The sequence below is a fragment of the Acinetobacter nectaris CIP 110549 genome (assembly GCF_000488215.1).
In the GTDB taxonomy this organism is placed as follows: domain Bacteria; phylum Pseudomonadota; class Gammaproteobacteria; order Pseudomonadales; family Moraxellaceae; genus Acinetobacter; species Acinetobacter nectaris.
Map to the genome: position 1 here is coordinate 497,293 of NZ_KI530712.1, position 13,747 is coordinate 511,039.

Here is a 13,747-nt window from a genome sequence, read left to right on the forward strand (position 1 = left end):
CTTACTCAGTTACATTCCTTCCGATATAAGAAAAATTCATATATATTTAGAGAATAATAATGAATTAAAGATAAATTAATGAATCTCACTTCTTACTTAGGCATACAGCACCCTATACTTTTAGCACCCATGGCAGGTGTTTCCACACCACAATTGGCAGCAACTGTTTCAAACCAAGGTGGACTAGGTGCGCTAGGTTTAGGTTCAAGTACCCTTGATCATGCTATAGAACAAATTAAACACACAAAACAACTCACCAAAAAACCATTTCAGCTCAATTTCTTTTGCCATAAAGAGTTTGATTTAGATATTGAAAAAGAGAAAGTGTGGATTGAGTTCCTCTCAAAAGAGTTCTCTCGTCTAGGGAAATCGCCACCTAACCAATTAAATAAATTGTACTCAAGCTTCACCAATAACGAAGACTTTACCAATATGGTTTTAGATATAAAACCAAGAGCGATTAGTTTTCATTTTGGTCTGCCATCAAAAAAACAAATTGATGCTCTCAAAAGTGCAGGCATCATTACCATGGTTTCTATTACACAACTTTCAGAAGCTTTAGAGGCACAATCATATGGTATAGATATACTTATTGCCCAAGGGATTGAAGCAGGTGGACACAGAGGCATCTTTAATGAGAACAATGATCCTGCCATATTTACAAAAGATTTGGTTCAAGCACTCATTGAAAATCCAGCAGTTACCTTACCTATAGTTGCAGCAGGTGGCCTTATGACAGGCAAAGATATTCGTGAAATTATAGATTTAGGTGCATCTGCTGCACAACTTGGTACGGCTTTTCTTACATGTGCAGAGTCAGCAGCAAACCAAAACTATAAAAAAGCTTTACTTGAAAGTAACTATACACAAATCACTCGGAGTATCTCAGGTAGACCTGCAAGAGGTCTGTTCAGCCATTGGCATACAGACATTGATATACTCGAAAAGCCAGAAGACCCGGGGTACCCTTTTACTTACGACATTGCAAAACAACTGAATATGCTCGACCCTATAAACTTTCCTATTTATTGGGCTGGCTGCAATGTATCTAAAATACGCCCATTGGATGCTTCAGCATTAATGCAAACTTTAATTTCCGAAATGAATTAAAAGCATCTCACTTCATTCAGATGCTTTTAACACGTATTTAACTTTTTTGTGACTTCGGTAAAAATAAAGTAAATATCCCTAACAAAGGTAGATACGCACATAGACGGAATATCCACTCAATACCGTGTGTGTCTGCCAATACACCAAGTCCTGCAGCAGAAATACCACTTACACCAAACATCAAACCGAACATTAACCCCGATATCATGCCTACACGCCCCGGTATTGCCTCTTGCACATATACAATCATTGCAGAAAAAGCCGAAGACATAATAAGCCCCGCCATAATTGCAACAAAACTTGTCCAAAATAGATTTACATAAGGTAAGACCATCGCAAAAGGAATCATTCCTAAAAAGGATATCCAAATAACAGCCCTTCTTCCAACTTTATCGCCAAGTGGGCCACCAAAAAAAGTGCCAATCGCAACGGCGGCTAAAAAGGAGAATAAATACAATTGTGCACTTGGCAAAGAAATATGAAATTTGTGAATTAAATAAAATGTATAGTAATTACTGATACTTGCAATATATGTAAACTTTGTAAGGATAAGAACAGAAATGACAACAAGAGCTTGCACCAATTGCTTTCCATGCAAACGAGCATATAGTACCGCATTACTTTTTGCTATTTTTGATTGTGTATGTGTCACTGTCCACTTACTTACACGAAACAAAATCCAAATTGCACATAATGCAAACAACATTAGCCATACAAAAGAAGTTTGTCCATAAGGAAGTACAATAATAGCAACTAGTAAAGGACCTATTGCAGACCCAGTATTTCCACCCACTTGAAATAGTGACTGTGCTGTACCAAATTTACCACCCGATGCCATTCTAGCAACTCGAGAAGCTTCAGGATGAAAAGTAGATGAACCAATACCAATAAAAGATGCTGAAATAAGTAACACATAAAAGCTGTGTGCAAATGCCAGCATTGCAATGCCAACGAGTGTTACAACCATGCCTAAAGGTAGAAGATAAGGTTTTGGTTTTTTGTCTGTATACAATCCAATCCATGGCTGAAGCAATGATGCAGTCACTTGATACACCAAAGATATCAAGCCAATTTGAGCAAAGCTGAGAGAGAAATTATTTTTTAATAATGGATAAATCGCTGGCAATGATGCCTGTATAAGATCATTCAGTAAATGAGCAAAAGTAATATAAAAAATAATATGGTATACCATTTTAGATATATTTTGAGATGCTTGAGAACCTATCTCTGTCGCAGTCTGAACTGGAGATTGCATAACATGCCTTTATAACTTGTGACTTTGTTCAAAGTGATTATAATTTGTCGTAATAGCACATATATTCCAAAAAACATTGTATAAGTGACAAAAATTATGGCATCTTCCTCTTCAGAACAACTGGTTGTCTCCAAAGGTTCTACATCTAACTATGGAGATGTTATTGCTCCCCATTCGCATAGCCGTGCACAACTTCTTTATGCATCACAAGGTACGATACGGGTACATACACCCGATAATATTTGGATCGTTCCCTCTAATTGTGCTCTTTGGATCCCAGCATCTATTGAACATAGTGTCGTGTCTTTAAGTGCTGTTTCCTTAAATACAGCCCTCATTGAAAAAAATGCATCTGATATCTTAGGTAAAAACTGTTTTTTATTAAGAATGTCCAACCTATTAAAAGAGCTTGTTCTAAGACTCAATCAAATAGATATTATAGAAAAAACATCTACACCTTATAATAAAGAGTTAAAGACCTCATTACAGTTACTGGTTTTTGATGAGATTCAACGAGCGAGAACACTTCCTATAGATGTTCCTTGGCCTAAAGATCACCGTCTAATATTTATTTGTGAACAGCTCATCAACAAACCCAACATTCGCCACGATTTAACTATATGGTCTGAAAAAATTGGAACGAGCACACGCACATTAATGCGACTTTTTAAGAAAGAAACGGGGTTGTCCTATAGAGGGTGGATTCAGCAAATGCATATTGTATAGCTAATTACTAAAAAATATAGAACAATATGTTTATGGGATATTCAAAAGATTTTAAAGATAAAGTCATAGAAATTATGACAAGAGATAAAATGTCTGTTCGAAAAGCAGCACAGCATTTTAACCTCTGTATACAGACGATTCAGAATTGGAAAAAGTCTACGAGAAGTAAGCCTATTTCTGGTCGACCAATGAAAATTAGTAGGGATCAAATATTGAAAGACGTTGAACAATATCCTGATGATTATATTAGAGAACGTGCAGACCGCTTTGGAGTGAGCACTCATGCAGTATTTAATGCACTGCATGCTGCGAGAATTTCACGTAAAAAAAGACGTTAAAACATCCTAAGGCAGATCCAATACAGCGACAGCAGTTTCAAAATCTCATTGAATGCTTAGATGGTGAATTACCTTTAATTTATATTGATGAAAGTGGTTTTCAAAGTGATACCACAAGATCACACAGCTACAGTTTTAAAGGAACACGGGCAGAAGGAGAGTTCAACTGGCAGTTAAAAAATTGTAGTAATGCCATTGGTGCATTAATGAATAATAAACTCATCACGGTGAGCATTTTTGATTGTTCAATCAACATAGACGTATTTGAGTGTTGGCTTGAACAAGACCTATTGCCTAAATTAAAAGAAAGTAGTGTTTTAATTATGGACAATGCAAGCTTCCACAAAGGAAAGCGACTTGAATATCTTGTTTCTAGTGCAGGGCATCATATTGTTTGGCTTCCAAAATATAGCCCTGACTTAAATCCTATTGAAAAGATGTGGGCACAAGTAAAAGGCATTCGCAATAAGTTTAGAATTAAAGATATTCATGAATTATTTGAATATTACTGTAATGATTTATTTGGTATTTAGCTATACTTGCACTGGGCTACCTCACAGAGGGTAAATCGATTTCAAATATTTCCGAAATGCTTGGCTATGCAACACCAAGTATTTTTAGCGCAATGTTTAAAAAACATATTGGTGTATCACCTAAAGATTTTCGATAAACTCTAATTATCTTGATTTGGCTTTTGCACCCTATACAAGCCACAATTTCCAGAAAATAAATATGCCAATAAACAAGTAATGATGGCATAGGTCATTATTTGTGTACCAAACAACTCTAACCCTAAAATAATTGAAGTTAACGGCGCTTTACTTGCACCAGAAAATAAACTAATTAGCCCTAACCCTGCAAGTAATGAAATAGGCACAGGTAGAAAAGCACCTAAGGCATTTCCCAATGTTGTGCCAACAAAGAATAGCGGTGTAATTTCTCCACCTTTAAACCCAGAACCCAATGTTACAGCTGTAAAAATTGTTTTATTAATGGAGTCCCAAATGGGTAATGGTATATAAAATGCTGCAATAACCTTATCTGTACCTAAACCATTGAATTGCTGCGACCCAACCAATAAAGTTAATAACATCAGTACAACACCACCTACAAATGGTCTCAATGTCATTGAAGGTATCGCTTTTTTAAATAGTTTCCCAATAAAGTGAATAGTCATAATAAACAGACGTGCGGCAACACCAAATATCAAACCTGCTACGACTAAGCTGAGTAACACTTTTATATTTAACTCAGGAAAATTTGAAATAATATAAAACGTATGAGGATGTACAACATGAAATGCTTCTGGTACTTGCGCTGCAATTAAAGCAGAAATAAAACAAGGAAAGACTGCCGAATAACGTAAGCTTCCTAATGCCGTAATTTCTAAACCGTAAATTGCCCCTGCAAGTGGTAATCCAAAAATTCCTGAAAATCCAGCCCCAATACTAGCCATAAGAAATATTTTTCTATTATCTCGAGAAACACCTAAAACTTGTGTCACATGGTCTGTAAGTGCACCAGAAAGTTGTACAGCAGGTGCTTCCCTACCTGCTGACCCACCAAATAACTGCGTTAAAATTGCGGTAAAAAATATCAGTGGGCTCATTCTTTTAGGAATAAAAGACTTCGGCTGTTGAATCTCATCAATAAATAAGTGTGTACCTTTTTCTATAGGCGTACCATATTTATAAAATAAATAACCAATAAATAAGCCCGTAAATGGTAATAAAAAAATTAACCACGGGTATTCAAAGCGAATACTATTTGCCAAATCGAAACAGCTAAAAATCAGTGTTGATGTAAACCCTGCAACCAACCCAATAGCAATAGAAGCACAGAGCCAATAGCACACATATTTAATAATCTGATCGTATTCTGAAGATGGAAAAATTTTCATTTTTTATTATCACATCTAGGCATAAAAATGATTGATATACAGCCTATCCTAACATGTAACACAATATGTATGCCTAAAAATCCAATTTTTTTCATAAAAAAAGCCCCTAATATTTAGGGGCTCTTCTATTCAATGGAATATCTTATGCATTAAAGCCTTTCACAGCTTCTACAACTGCATTTACAGTAATGCCAAAGTGTTCAAACAATGCTTTCGCTGGCGCAGACTCACCATACGTAGTCATACCAATAACTTTGCCATCTAAGCCAACAAACTTCCACCAGTAGTCAGCATGTGCTGCTTCTACTGCAACACGCGCACGAATCTGTGCAGGCAATACAGCTTCACGATACGCAGCATCTTGTTGCATGAAAACTTCAGCACATGGCATAGATACAACACGAACACCGTCTAATTGAGCATGTGCCTGCATCGCAATATCTATTTCCGAACCTGTTGCAATAACAATTGCTTTTAATGGGCCTTTTTCTTCTGCAAGCACATAACCGCCTTTTGCAACATTTTCAATTTGTGCAGCCGTACGTGTTTGGAAAGGTAGGTTCTGACGAGAAAGAATTAAAGCAGATGGGCCATTTTTACGTAGTAAAGATGACTTCCATGCAACAGCTGTCTCTACAGTATCAGCAGGACGCCATGTATTTAAGTTTGGTGTATTACGTAAAGATGCAATTTGTTCAATTGGTTGATGCGTTGGACCATCTTCACCTAAACCAATTGAATCATGTGTATAGACATGAATAACACGTTGCTTCATTAATGCAGACATACGTACCGCATTACGTGCATACTCCATAAACATAAGGAATGTCGCAACATATGGTACAAAACCACCATGTAAAGCAACACCATTTGCAATAGCAGTCATACCAAACTCACGTACACCATAGTACACGTAGTTACCCGCAGGGTTATCTTGAACACCTTCACAACCTTTCCAAAGTGTGAGGTTTGAACCTGCTAAATCTGCTGAACCACCTAATAATTCAGGAAGTTTAGGACCAAAAGCTTGTAAAGTATTTTGGCTTGCTTTACGCGATGCAATAGATTCTGCTTTTTCTACAGTCTCAGCAATAAATGCATCTGCTTGTGCTACAAAGCTTTCAGGTAGATCACCATGTAAACGGCGCAACAATTCAGCAGCTTCTGTTGGATATTTTGCTTCATATTTTGCAAATACAACATTCCAAGCCGCTTCAGTTTGCTGACCTTTTTCTTTTGCATCCCATGCTGCATAAATATCTTCAGGAATTACAAAAGCTTCTGTTTCTGCCCAGCCTAAAGCTTCACGCGTTAAAGTAATCTCATCTGTACCAAGTGGCGCACCATGGCTTGACTCTTTACCTTGCTTATTTGGTGAACCCAAACCAATTACTGTCTTACATACAATTAATGTCGGTTTTTGAGTTTCTTGTTTTGCTTCTAATGTTGCCTGACGAATTGCAGCTTGGTTATGACCATCTACATGCAGAACTTGCCAACCATAAGCATGGAAGCGTTTCTCTGTATCATCGCTAAACCAGCCTTCAACTTCACCATCAATTGAAATACCGTTATCATCGTAGTATGCAACAAGCTTACCAAGACCTAATGTTCCTGCTAAAGAGCATACCTCATGTGAAATACCTTCCATAAGGCAACCATCACCTAAAAATGCATAGGTATAATGGTCAACAACTTTAAAATCATCTTTATTGAACTGTGCAGCTAATGTTTTTTCTGCAAGTGCAAAACCTACAGCGTTTGCAATACCCTGACCTAAAGGACCTGTTGTCGTTTCTACACCTGGTGCATAACCTAATTCAGGATGTCCTGGTGTTTTTGAGTGTAGTTGACGGAACTGTTTAAGATCGTCTAAAGATAATTCATATCCAGTTAAATGAAGCAATGCATACTGAAGCATAGACCCATGACCATTTGATAATACAAAACGGTCACGGTTCGCCCATTGTGGGTTGGTTGGGTTATGATTTAAAAATTCACGCCAAACAACGTCAGCGATGTCTGCCATCCCCATTGGCGCGCCAGGATGCCCAGAATTTGCTTGTTGAACAGCATCCATAGCGAGTACACGAATTGCATTTGCAATACGACGTTCATTTAAAGGGGTCGTCATAGGTCAGAGTCCAAAGTAGAAATGATTAACGAAAATGAATAAACATTCAAAACAGGTGTATTGTCTTAAAAAAAACATACGGGGTAAAGCCTAACAGCATATTATTTATACACTATGACCCCGACTCTGATGGAAGTTATGAAATTTTCTTATTTTTTTTAAAAAAAAAGCTATTTTAATTACCATCTTGTAACAATATAAATATATTCATAAACGAATTACATTATATTTTTTTACACTGTTTGATTCAAAAACCACATAACATAAATATGGATTTCACAAAGAAACAGAAAGGCAAAATATGAATAAGATGAATGTAATTTTCGCAACTACTCTTTTATCACTTACAAGTGTTACTGCTTTTGCAGACAACAACTTAGGTAATATGGCAGATAACCTACGTACTTCTATTACAGAACATAAAGATAATGCTGAAAAAGACTATCAAAAAATAAAGAGTGCAGCATCTGAAAAAGGACAAGACTTTAAAGAAGATGCAAGTCAAAAGTTCAAAAATGCTGAAACAAAAACCAAAGACTTTGGACATGACCTACATGGTAAAACAGAAAACTTTAACAAAGATGTAAAAGAGAAATATGCTCACACCCAAAATGAAACACATCGTACATACGACGAAAGCAAACATGCCTTAAAGCACAGAACTGAAGAAGGTAAACATTACGCAGAGAAAAAATGGGATAAAACCAAAGCTGCATCAAAAGAAAAAGCAGAGCACTTATCAAAAGACTTTAAACATGACAAAGCTGTAGCAAAAACTAAAGCTGATGATGTTAAGAACGATGTGAAAAATAAAGTTGATTCTTGGAAACAGCCATCTACAGCGCAGTAAAATCAATCAAATTAAGCACTTTACCTAAAAAATAAAGTGCTTAATCACTTTTAACATAATGTTTATCTATTTTTCATATATTGAATAAAAGTAAAAATAAAGTCTATTTGCAAGAAATTTATTCAATTTATCTATCTTTTACTAGTCCTTCCTAACAAGTCGATGTAATATATCGGGTCTTTTAAAAATTACTGTAATAGGGCTTTCATGCGCGAGTACGCTGTTTTTACTTCGGAATCTGTAAGCGAAGGTCATCCTGATAAAATGGCCGATCAGATTAGTGATGCTATTTTGGATGCTATTTTGAAAGAAGACCCATATGCGCGGGTTGCTTGTGAAACATTAGTAAAAACAGGTGCTGTTGTACTTGCCGGTGAGATCACAACAACTGCGAATGTGGATGTTGAATCAATTGTTCGCCAAACAGTAAATGGTATTGGTTACCACCATTCAGACTTAGGCTTTGATGGTTCTACCTGTGCCGTTATTAATATGATTGGTAAACAGTCTCCAGAAATTGCTCAGGGTGTAGACCGCCAAAAACCTGAAGATCAGGGCGCAGGCGACCAAGGTCTAATGTTTGGATATGCAAGTCGTGAAACTGATGTGCTTATGCCAGCACCAATCTCTTATGCTCACCGACTCATGGAACGTCAAGCCAACCTTCGTCGCAATGGTACGCTTGCTTGGTTACGTCCAGATGCAAAAAGTCAGGTGACATTTGCTTATGAAAATGGCAAACCAGTTCGCTTAGATGCAGTTGTTTTATCTACACAACACGATCCTGATATTTCTCAAGCACAATTGAAAGAAGCTGTGATTGAAGAAATTATCAAGCCAGTTATTCCTGAAGAAATGTTCCATGCCAGCACAAAATTCCATATCAACCCAACAGGTAAATTTGTTATTGGTGGCCCTGTGGGTGACTGTGGCTTAACAGGCCGTAAAATTATTGTGGATACATATGGTGGGATGGCACGTCATGGTGGCGGTGCATTCTCAGGAAAAGATCCTTCAAAAGTTGACCGCTCTGCCGCTTATGCTGGTCGTTATGTTGCAAAAAACATTGTTGCTGCAGGGCTTGCAGATAAATGTGAAATTCAAGTAAGTTATGCGATTGGTGTAGCAGAACCAACATCTATTTCTATCAATACCTTTGGTACTGCAAAAATAGACGAAGCACTTATTATTGCACTTGTTCGTGAGCACTTCGACCTACGTCCATATGGTATTACGCGTATGCTTGATCTCGTACAACCGATGTACCAGCAAACGGCAACCTATGGTCACTTTGGACGTAACGGTTCAGATAATGCATTTACTTGGGAAAAAACTGATAAGGTAGAAGCATTACGCCAAAGTAGTGGTTTATAAACCTTACTTTTCTAAAGTAAATACCCATAAAGCCCGTTCATACGGGCTTTATTGTATGAAACCAACAAGACTATTAGAAATCGTTGGTTGCTTATCTTCAGTCTGATGAAAATATATATTACTTGCTGTAACTGCAACAGCCACACCCAAGCAGGTAAAAACACAAAAAGTCCAAAAACCAAAAGGGCTTTTCAGCGCATGTGACCCACAATGAGGACACGACTTCTGATGTAGTTTTCTTTTTTGATTACAACACGCACACTTATAGTGAGATATATACATCACAATGTCTCCTCTTGTTCATTATATTATATTTATCTCATTTTTAATTTTAGTTACACGACACCCATTTTTATCATATATTGTTTTAAACAAAATAGTTAAAATTCATAAAATATTTTTGTTAAAATCTTGGTTCGCTTTAGGGGTAATATTATATGGTTGAACTGATTAATAAGGGCAAATTTCGAGAACGTGCAAACCGAAGTCGAAGCTACCAAAAGTCTGAAAATAATATTGCTCAATTAGAAAAAAACCGTCAATACATACAGAATGATGAAAAGCTAAATCAAACACAAGACACCTTAAATGAGGTAAAAGAAAGCCCAACTCGTTAGTTGGGCTTTCTTTAAATAAAACTCTTATTTTTTTTGCACATCTTTCATTTCTATTTTCTTAGCATCAGGTGTCACTTCTCTTGCTTCACCGTCAATAACATTTGTATCTCGTCCCATTGAACTACCAGACATTCCGCCTTGTTGTTTTTGCATTTGCTCCATAAGATCCGCAAACGGATTACCAGCACCGCCTGCTCCACCCATCATCTTTTCCATCATAGCTTGTTGACGCTTTGCCATTGCTGACGTTAATGCTTGTACAACAAGTTTTTGTACAGGTGGCAGTAAAATTAATAATGCAATTACATCTGTAATAAGACCCGGAATAATCAGAAGCACGCCAGCCAGTGCTGTTGCAATTTTACGAGAAACTGCTGCATCCCCTGAGAGCTGCCCTGTCATTTGCATTTGTTGCAACTGAGGCATAATACTTGATGTGCTTGATTTTAATAATCTAAAACCAATAATTGCCGCGAGAATAAACCAAAAAAAGACATACCATCCACTAATGAACTGGGCAACCCCAATCCATACTGCAATCTCTAAGATTGCTCCGATGATTACTAGAAGAACGACTTTCATGAAACTTAGCTTATCCCTTTCAACAAATCATAATATTTAGCGCACCATATGCACACTAAATTTCGTATTACTGCTAAATATATGGGCGAGTTTTAATTTTTAAAGAGAAATGAATTCTTTTTTATCAAATTTTATAGTTACTAAATATAATTTAACCAAAGATTCTATGAAATTTAAGACTTTAAATCAGCAAAGACCTATAATTCATAGAAATATATATTTGTGATAGCTCTATTTTATTATGTCTTTAATTATTGGTATTGACCCTGGTTCACGCTTAACAGGATATGGAATTATAGAAAAAGATGGCAATACATTAAAGTTTGTTGATGCAGGCACAATACGTACAGAGACACAAGAAATGCCAGAGCGCCTAAAACGAATTTTTGCAGGTGTTGAAAGAATTGTAAAATTTCATGGACCAACGGAAGCAGCCGTTGAACAAGTCTTCATGGCACAAAACCCTGACTCTGCCCTAAAACTTGGGCAAGCACGCGGCGCAGCTATTGCAGCTCTTGTGAACTTAGACCTACAAGTTGCCGAATATACAGCACGGCAAATTAAACAGTCTGTCGTTGGTTATGGCGCAGCAGATAAAGAACAAGTTCAAATGATGGTAATGAGTATTTTAAAACTCTCTATTCGACCACAAGCTGATGCTGCCGATGGACTCGCTGCTGCAATTTGCCATGCACATGCTTCAGGAAGTATGAGTAAAATGGCAGTTTTAAATGCACTTGGTGGTATGGCAAGAGGTCGTAGCCGATCTAGTCGTCGACGTTAAACCATATGAGATATACGCCCTGCATTTATCTAGATTTGAACTATATAAATTTAGGGATAATTACAAGTTTTTCACTAGACGAGAAAAATACAATACTGATTACTTCATATAAAATAGAATAATGTATAAACTTAGGCACTAAAATAGCGATATATTTAAAAAACTGCACTTAAATAGATATTTTTAAATATGGCAACGATATTTATTGCTGAAACGAATCTATACATTTTTTAAAACTTTTGGAGTATTTTGCCTTATAGCTCCGCATAGTTTTCTGTATCATTGGTCATATAGAAATATTGAATTTTACACGGAAAATGACAATGACTGTACGAAATGATTGGGATCGCGAGGAAATCCAAGCACTCTATGATCAACCATTTTTAGATTTAGTCTTTGAAGCACAGCGCGTTCATCGCGAGAACTTCCAAGCGAATGCCATTCAGGTAAGTACACTTTTGTCGATTAAAACAGGTAGATGCCCTGAAGACTGTAAGTATTGTTCGCAGTCTTCACGTTACGACTCTAAATTAGAAGCAGAAAAACGAATTGCCGTTGAAAAAGTGATTTCTGAAGCGAAAGAAGCCAAAGAGTCAGGTTCATCACGCTTTTGTATGGGTGCTGCATGGCGTAATCCACATGAAAGAGATATGCCTTATGTCATAGAAATGGTTAAAGAAGTTAAATCTTTAGGCATGGAAACATGCATGACATTGGGTATGCTGAACCAATCTCAAGCAGAGCGCCTTCATGAAGCAGGTCTAGATTACTATAACCACAACCTAGATACTTCTCGTGAGTATTATACAAATATTATTAGTACAAGAACTTTTGATGATCGTTTAGACACATTAGATCACGTACGTAATGCAGGCATGAAAGTATGTAGTGGTGGTATCGTTGGTCTTGGTGAAGGAAAAAATGATCGTATCGGTCTACTTCATGAACTTGCAACATTGCCTATTCACCCAGAATCTGTACCTATAAATATGCTTGTTCCTATTGAGGGGACACCTTTAGCAGATGTTGAAAAACTTGATGTTACTGAATGGATTCGAACCATTGCAGTCGCACGTATTATCATGCCTCATAGCTATATCCGCCTTTCAGCGGGTCGTGAATCTTTAAGTGATTCAGATCAAGCACTAGCATTTATGGCTGGTGCAAACTCAATCTTCTCTGGTGAAAAACTACTTACTACACCAAATGCTGGTGATGGCAGAGATAAGGCTTTATTCCAAAAATTAGGTTTAACACCTGAAAAACCAAAACCATCTGTTGCAGAACTTTCAGTTGATGCAATGTCTATGTCAGCATAGTACATTAACATTAAGGTCATAAGGGGCGTTCGACGCGCCTTATGATGTCACAAGAAGACCATATTTTGCTGTTAAAAACATTCCCTCTCTTAATACATCTTCGCCAGCTGCATGTTTGACCGTCCATTCTTGACGAAATGAATTGTATATCAGCTCATCAAAACAATCATCGTAATACATCAACCACTTAATGGTTTCTGTTATATCTTTCCCAATAATATGGTTATCTTTCATCTTTAACGTAATTAATTGTTTATTTAATAATTATTATATAAAAAAGTACTACTGATGAAAGTAGTACTTTTTATTTTAAGCGACATTTGGATAATGAATGGCTTGCCCTGCCTGTGAACATTTTACAGCATCATCATTAAATGAAATGGTCAGCAAATGCTTTTTTAAATTAATATCATGATGATGTATTAAAGTTTTTACACCCTCATTTGTTGTTAAGTGGTACTCATCAACAATATTAAGAATACTGTCTAAATTTACTGTCGTTGATGCAAAATCATGGCTAAAAATATCATCCATAATATTTAAGTTTAGTACTGTGACACGCTCATCTGGATGCTGCTGTAGATAAGTTTCAAGAAAACGAATAAATTTATGTGCAAAGAAAAAATAATCGGTTTTGTGTGTATATTCCATGTTCATAATGACTATCTCCAAAATGCGATTTATTACTAATAACGCTAAGCCATATATACAAATTAAGAATACAACCTTAAAAAATAATTAAACCTTTGTAATTTTAG

17 protein-coding genes are annotated in these 13,747 nt (G+C 36.5%); 10 read left to right on the forward strand and 7 right to left on the reverse strand.

Annotated elements, in window-relative coordinates; genetic code table 11:
• The first annotated feature begins 78 nt into the window (after window positions 1-78).
• Window positions 79-1,110, forward strand: a complete 1,032-nt coding sequence (locus P256_RS02560) for an NAD(P)H-dependent flavin oxidoreductase (RefSeq protein ID WP_023272122.1) — start codon at window positions 79-81, stop codon at window positions 1,108-1,110.
• A gap of 37 nt (window positions 1,111-1,147) precedes the next feature.
• On the opposite strand, the gene P256_RS02565 is transcribed toward P256_RS02560, so the two are convergent.
• Entirely contained in the window at window positions 1,148-2,365 is a 1,218-nt protein-coding gene (locus P256_RS02565; RefSeq protein ID WP_023272123.1) for an MFS transporter, read from the reverse strand.
• Between the two features lie 96 nt (window positions 2,366-2,461).
• Here P256_RS02565 and P256_RS02570 point away from each other — a divergent pair, with 96 nt between their 5' ends.
• From P256_RS02570 to P256_RS13200, 4 genes are read left to right on the forward strand one after another with little or no spacing between them, the layout of a single operon-like run.
• The gene (locus P256_RS02570; protein WP_023272124.1) at window positions 2,462-3,091 is read left to right on the forward strand and encodes an AraC family transcriptional regulator; all 630 of its coding nucleotides are present in this window, start codon (window positions 2,462-2,464) and stop codon (window positions 3,089-3,091) included.
• 32 nt (window positions 3,092-3,123) lie between these two features.
• Window positions 3,124-3,429: an IS630 transposase-related protein gene (locus P256_RS02575; protein WP_023272125.1), complete on the forward strand. Its 306-nt coding sequence runs from the start codon at window positions 3,124-3,126 to the stop codon at window positions 3,427-3,429.
• Window positions 3,430-3,476: 47 nt separating this feature from the next.
• A complete protein-coding gene (locus tag P256_RS02580; RefSeq protein WP_040331608.1) occupies window positions 3,477-3,962 on the forward strand; it encodes an IS630 family transposase in 486 nt (161 codons plus the stop codon).
• A gap of 11 nt (window positions 3,963-3,973) precedes the next feature.
• Window positions 3,974-4,099 carry a helix-turn-helix domain-containing protein gene (locus P256_RS13200; RefSeq protein WP_228130226.1) on the forward strand — a complete coding sequence of 42 codons (126 nt, stop codon included), beginning with the start codon at window positions 3,974-3,976 and terminating at the stop codon, window positions 4,097-4,099.
• A 3-nt stretch (window positions 4,100-4,102) separates the two neighbouring features.
• Here the strand turns inward: P256_RS13200 and P256_RS02585 are convergent, their stop codons facing one another.
• Window positions 4,103-5,329, reverse strand: coding sequence for a chloride channel protein (locus P256_RS02585; protein WP_023272127.1), 1,227 nt, complete (start codon window positions 5,327-5,329; stop codon window positions 4,103-4,105).
• Between the two features lie 142 nt (window positions 5,330-5,471).
• On the reverse strand, window positions 5,472-7,463 hold the full coding sequence (gene tkt, locus P256_RS02590; RefSeq protein ID WP_023272128.1) for a transketolase: 1,992 nt from the start codon (window positions 7,461-7,463) through the stop codon (window positions 5,472-5,474).
• Between the two features lie 301 nt (window positions 7,464-7,764).
• Between tkt and P256_RS02595 the strand changes: the two genes are divergently transcribed.
• Complete coding sequence (locus tag P256_RS02595) at window positions 7,765-8,313, forward strand: hypothetical protein (RefSeq protein WP_023272129.1); 549 nt, start codon at window positions 7,765-7,767, stop codon at window positions 8,311-8,313.
• Window positions 8,314-8,520: 207 nt separating this feature from the next.
• The gene (gene metK / locus P256_RS02600; RefSeq protein ID WP_023272130.1) at window positions 8,521-9,687 is read left to right on the forward strand and encodes a methionine adenosyltransferase; all 1,167 of its coding nucleotides are present in this window, start codon (window positions 8,521-8,523) and stop codon (window positions 9,685-9,687) included.
• A gap of 48 nt (window positions 9,688-9,735) precedes the next feature.
• On the opposite strand, the gene P256_RS13205 is transcribed toward metK, so the two are convergent.
• Complete coding sequence (locus P256_RS13205) at window positions 9,736-9,972, reverse strand: hypothetical protein (RefSeq protein WP_155756729.1); 237 nt, start codon at window positions 9,970-9,972, stop codon at window positions 9,736-9,738.
• Window positions 9,973-10,124: 152 nt separating this feature from the next.
• On the opposite strand from P256_RS13205, the gene P256_RS02605 reads away from it, so the two are divergent.
• Entirely contained in the window at window positions 10,125-10,304 is a 180-nt protein-coding gene (locus P256_RS02605; protein ID WP_023272132.1) for a hypothetical protein, read from the forward strand.
• Between the two features lie 24 nt (window positions 10,305-10,328).
• Here P256_RS02605 and P256_RS02610 read toward each other — a convergent pair whose 3' ends face one another.
• On the reverse strand, window positions 10,329-10,886 hold the full coding sequence (locus P256_RS02610) for an FxsA family protein (RefSeq protein ID WP_023272133.1): 558 nt from the start codon (window positions 10,884-10,886) through the stop codon (window positions 10,329-10,331).
• A gap of 241 nt (window positions 10,887-11,127) precedes the next feature.
• On the opposite strand from P256_RS02610, the gene ruvC reads away from it, so the two are divergent.
• Window positions 11,128-11,670 (forward strand): crossover junction endodeoxyribonuclease RuvC, encoded by a 543-nt coding sequence (gene ruvC / locus P256_RS02615; protein WP_023272134.1) that lies wholly within the window; start codon window positions 11,128-11,130, stop codon window positions 11,668-11,670.
• A gap of 323 nt (window positions 11,671-11,993) precedes the next feature.
• Complete coding sequence (bioB, locus tag P256_RS02620) at window positions 11,994-12,989, forward strand: biotin synthase BioB (RefSeq protein WP_023272135.1); 996 nt, start codon at window positions 11,994-11,996, stop codon at window positions 12,987-12,989.
• Between the two features lie 39 nt (window positions 12,990-13,028).
• On the opposite strand, the gene P256_RS02625 is transcribed toward bioB, so the two are convergent.
• Both P256_RS02625 and P256_RS02630 read right to left on the reverse strand, forming a co-directional pair.
• A complete protein-coding gene (locus P256_RS02625) occupies window positions 13,029-13,223 on the reverse strand; it encodes a hypothetical protein (RefSeq protein WP_023272136.1) in 195 nt (64 codons plus the stop codon).
• Window positions 13,224-13,298: 75 nt separating this feature from the next.
• The gene (locus P256_RS02630; protein ID WP_023272137.1) at window positions 13,299-13,646 is read right to left on the reverse strand and encodes a hypothetical protein; all 348 of its coding nucleotides are present in this window, start codon (window positions 13,644-13,646) and stop codon (window positions 13,299-13,301) included.
• Window positions 13,647-13,747 lie beyond the last annotated feature (101 nt).

Bases quoted from the DNA above. Each gene is read 5' to 3' on its own strand.
- P256_RS02605 (WP_023272132.1), top strand. From the start codon at position 10,125: ATGGTTGAACTGATTAATAAGGGCAAATTTCGAGAACGTGCAAACCGA.
- P256_RS02630 (WP_023272137.1), bottom strand. From the start codon at position 13,646: ATGAACATGGAATATACACACAAAACCGATTATTTTTTCTTTGCACAT.
- ruvC (WP_023272134.1), top strand. From the start codon at position 11,128: ATGTCTTTAATTATTGGTATTGACCCTGGTTCACGCTTAACAGGATAT.
- metK (WP_023272130.1), top strand. From the start codon at position 8,521: ATGCGCGAGTACGCTGTTTTTACTTCGGAATCTGTAAGCGAAGGTCAT.
- P256_RS02570 (WP_023272124.1), top strand. From the start codon at position 2,462: ATGGCATCTTCCTCTTCAGAACAACTGGTTGTCTCCAAAGGTTCTACA.
- tkt (WP_023272128.1), bottom strand. From the start codon at position 7,463: ATGACGACCCCTTTAAATGAACGTCGTATTGCAAATGCAATTCGTGTA.
- P256_RS02575 (WP_023272125.1), top strand. From the start codon at position 3,124: ATGGGATATTCAAAAGATTTTAAAGATAAAGTCATAGAAATTATGACA.
- P256_RS02565 (WP_023272123.1), bottom strand. From the start codon at position 2,365: ATGCAATCTCCAGTTCAGACTGCGACAGAGATAGGTTCTCAAGCATCT.
- P256_RS02625 (WP_023272136.1), bottom strand. From the start codon at position 13,223: ATGAAAGATAACCATATTATTGGGAAAGATATAACAGAAACCATTAAG.
- P256_RS02610 (WP_023272133.1), bottom strand. From the start codon at position 10,886: ATGAAAGTCGTTCTTCTAGTAATCATCGGAGCAATCTTAGAGATTGCA.
- bioB (WP_023272135.1), top strand. From the start codon at position 11,994: ATGACTGTACGAAATGATTGGGATCGCGAGGAAATCCAAGCACTCTAT.
- P256_RS02595 (WP_023272129.1), top strand. From the start codon at position 7,765: ATGAATAAGATGAATGTAATTTTCGCAACTACTCTTTTATCACTTACA.
- P256_RS02585 (WP_023272127.1), bottom strand. From the start codon at position 5,329: ATGAAAATTTTTCCATCTTCAGAATACGATCAGATTATTAAATATGTG.
- P256_RS02560 (WP_023272122.1), top strand. From the start codon at position 79: ATGAATCTCACTTCTTACTTAGGCATACAGCACCCTATACTTTTAGCA.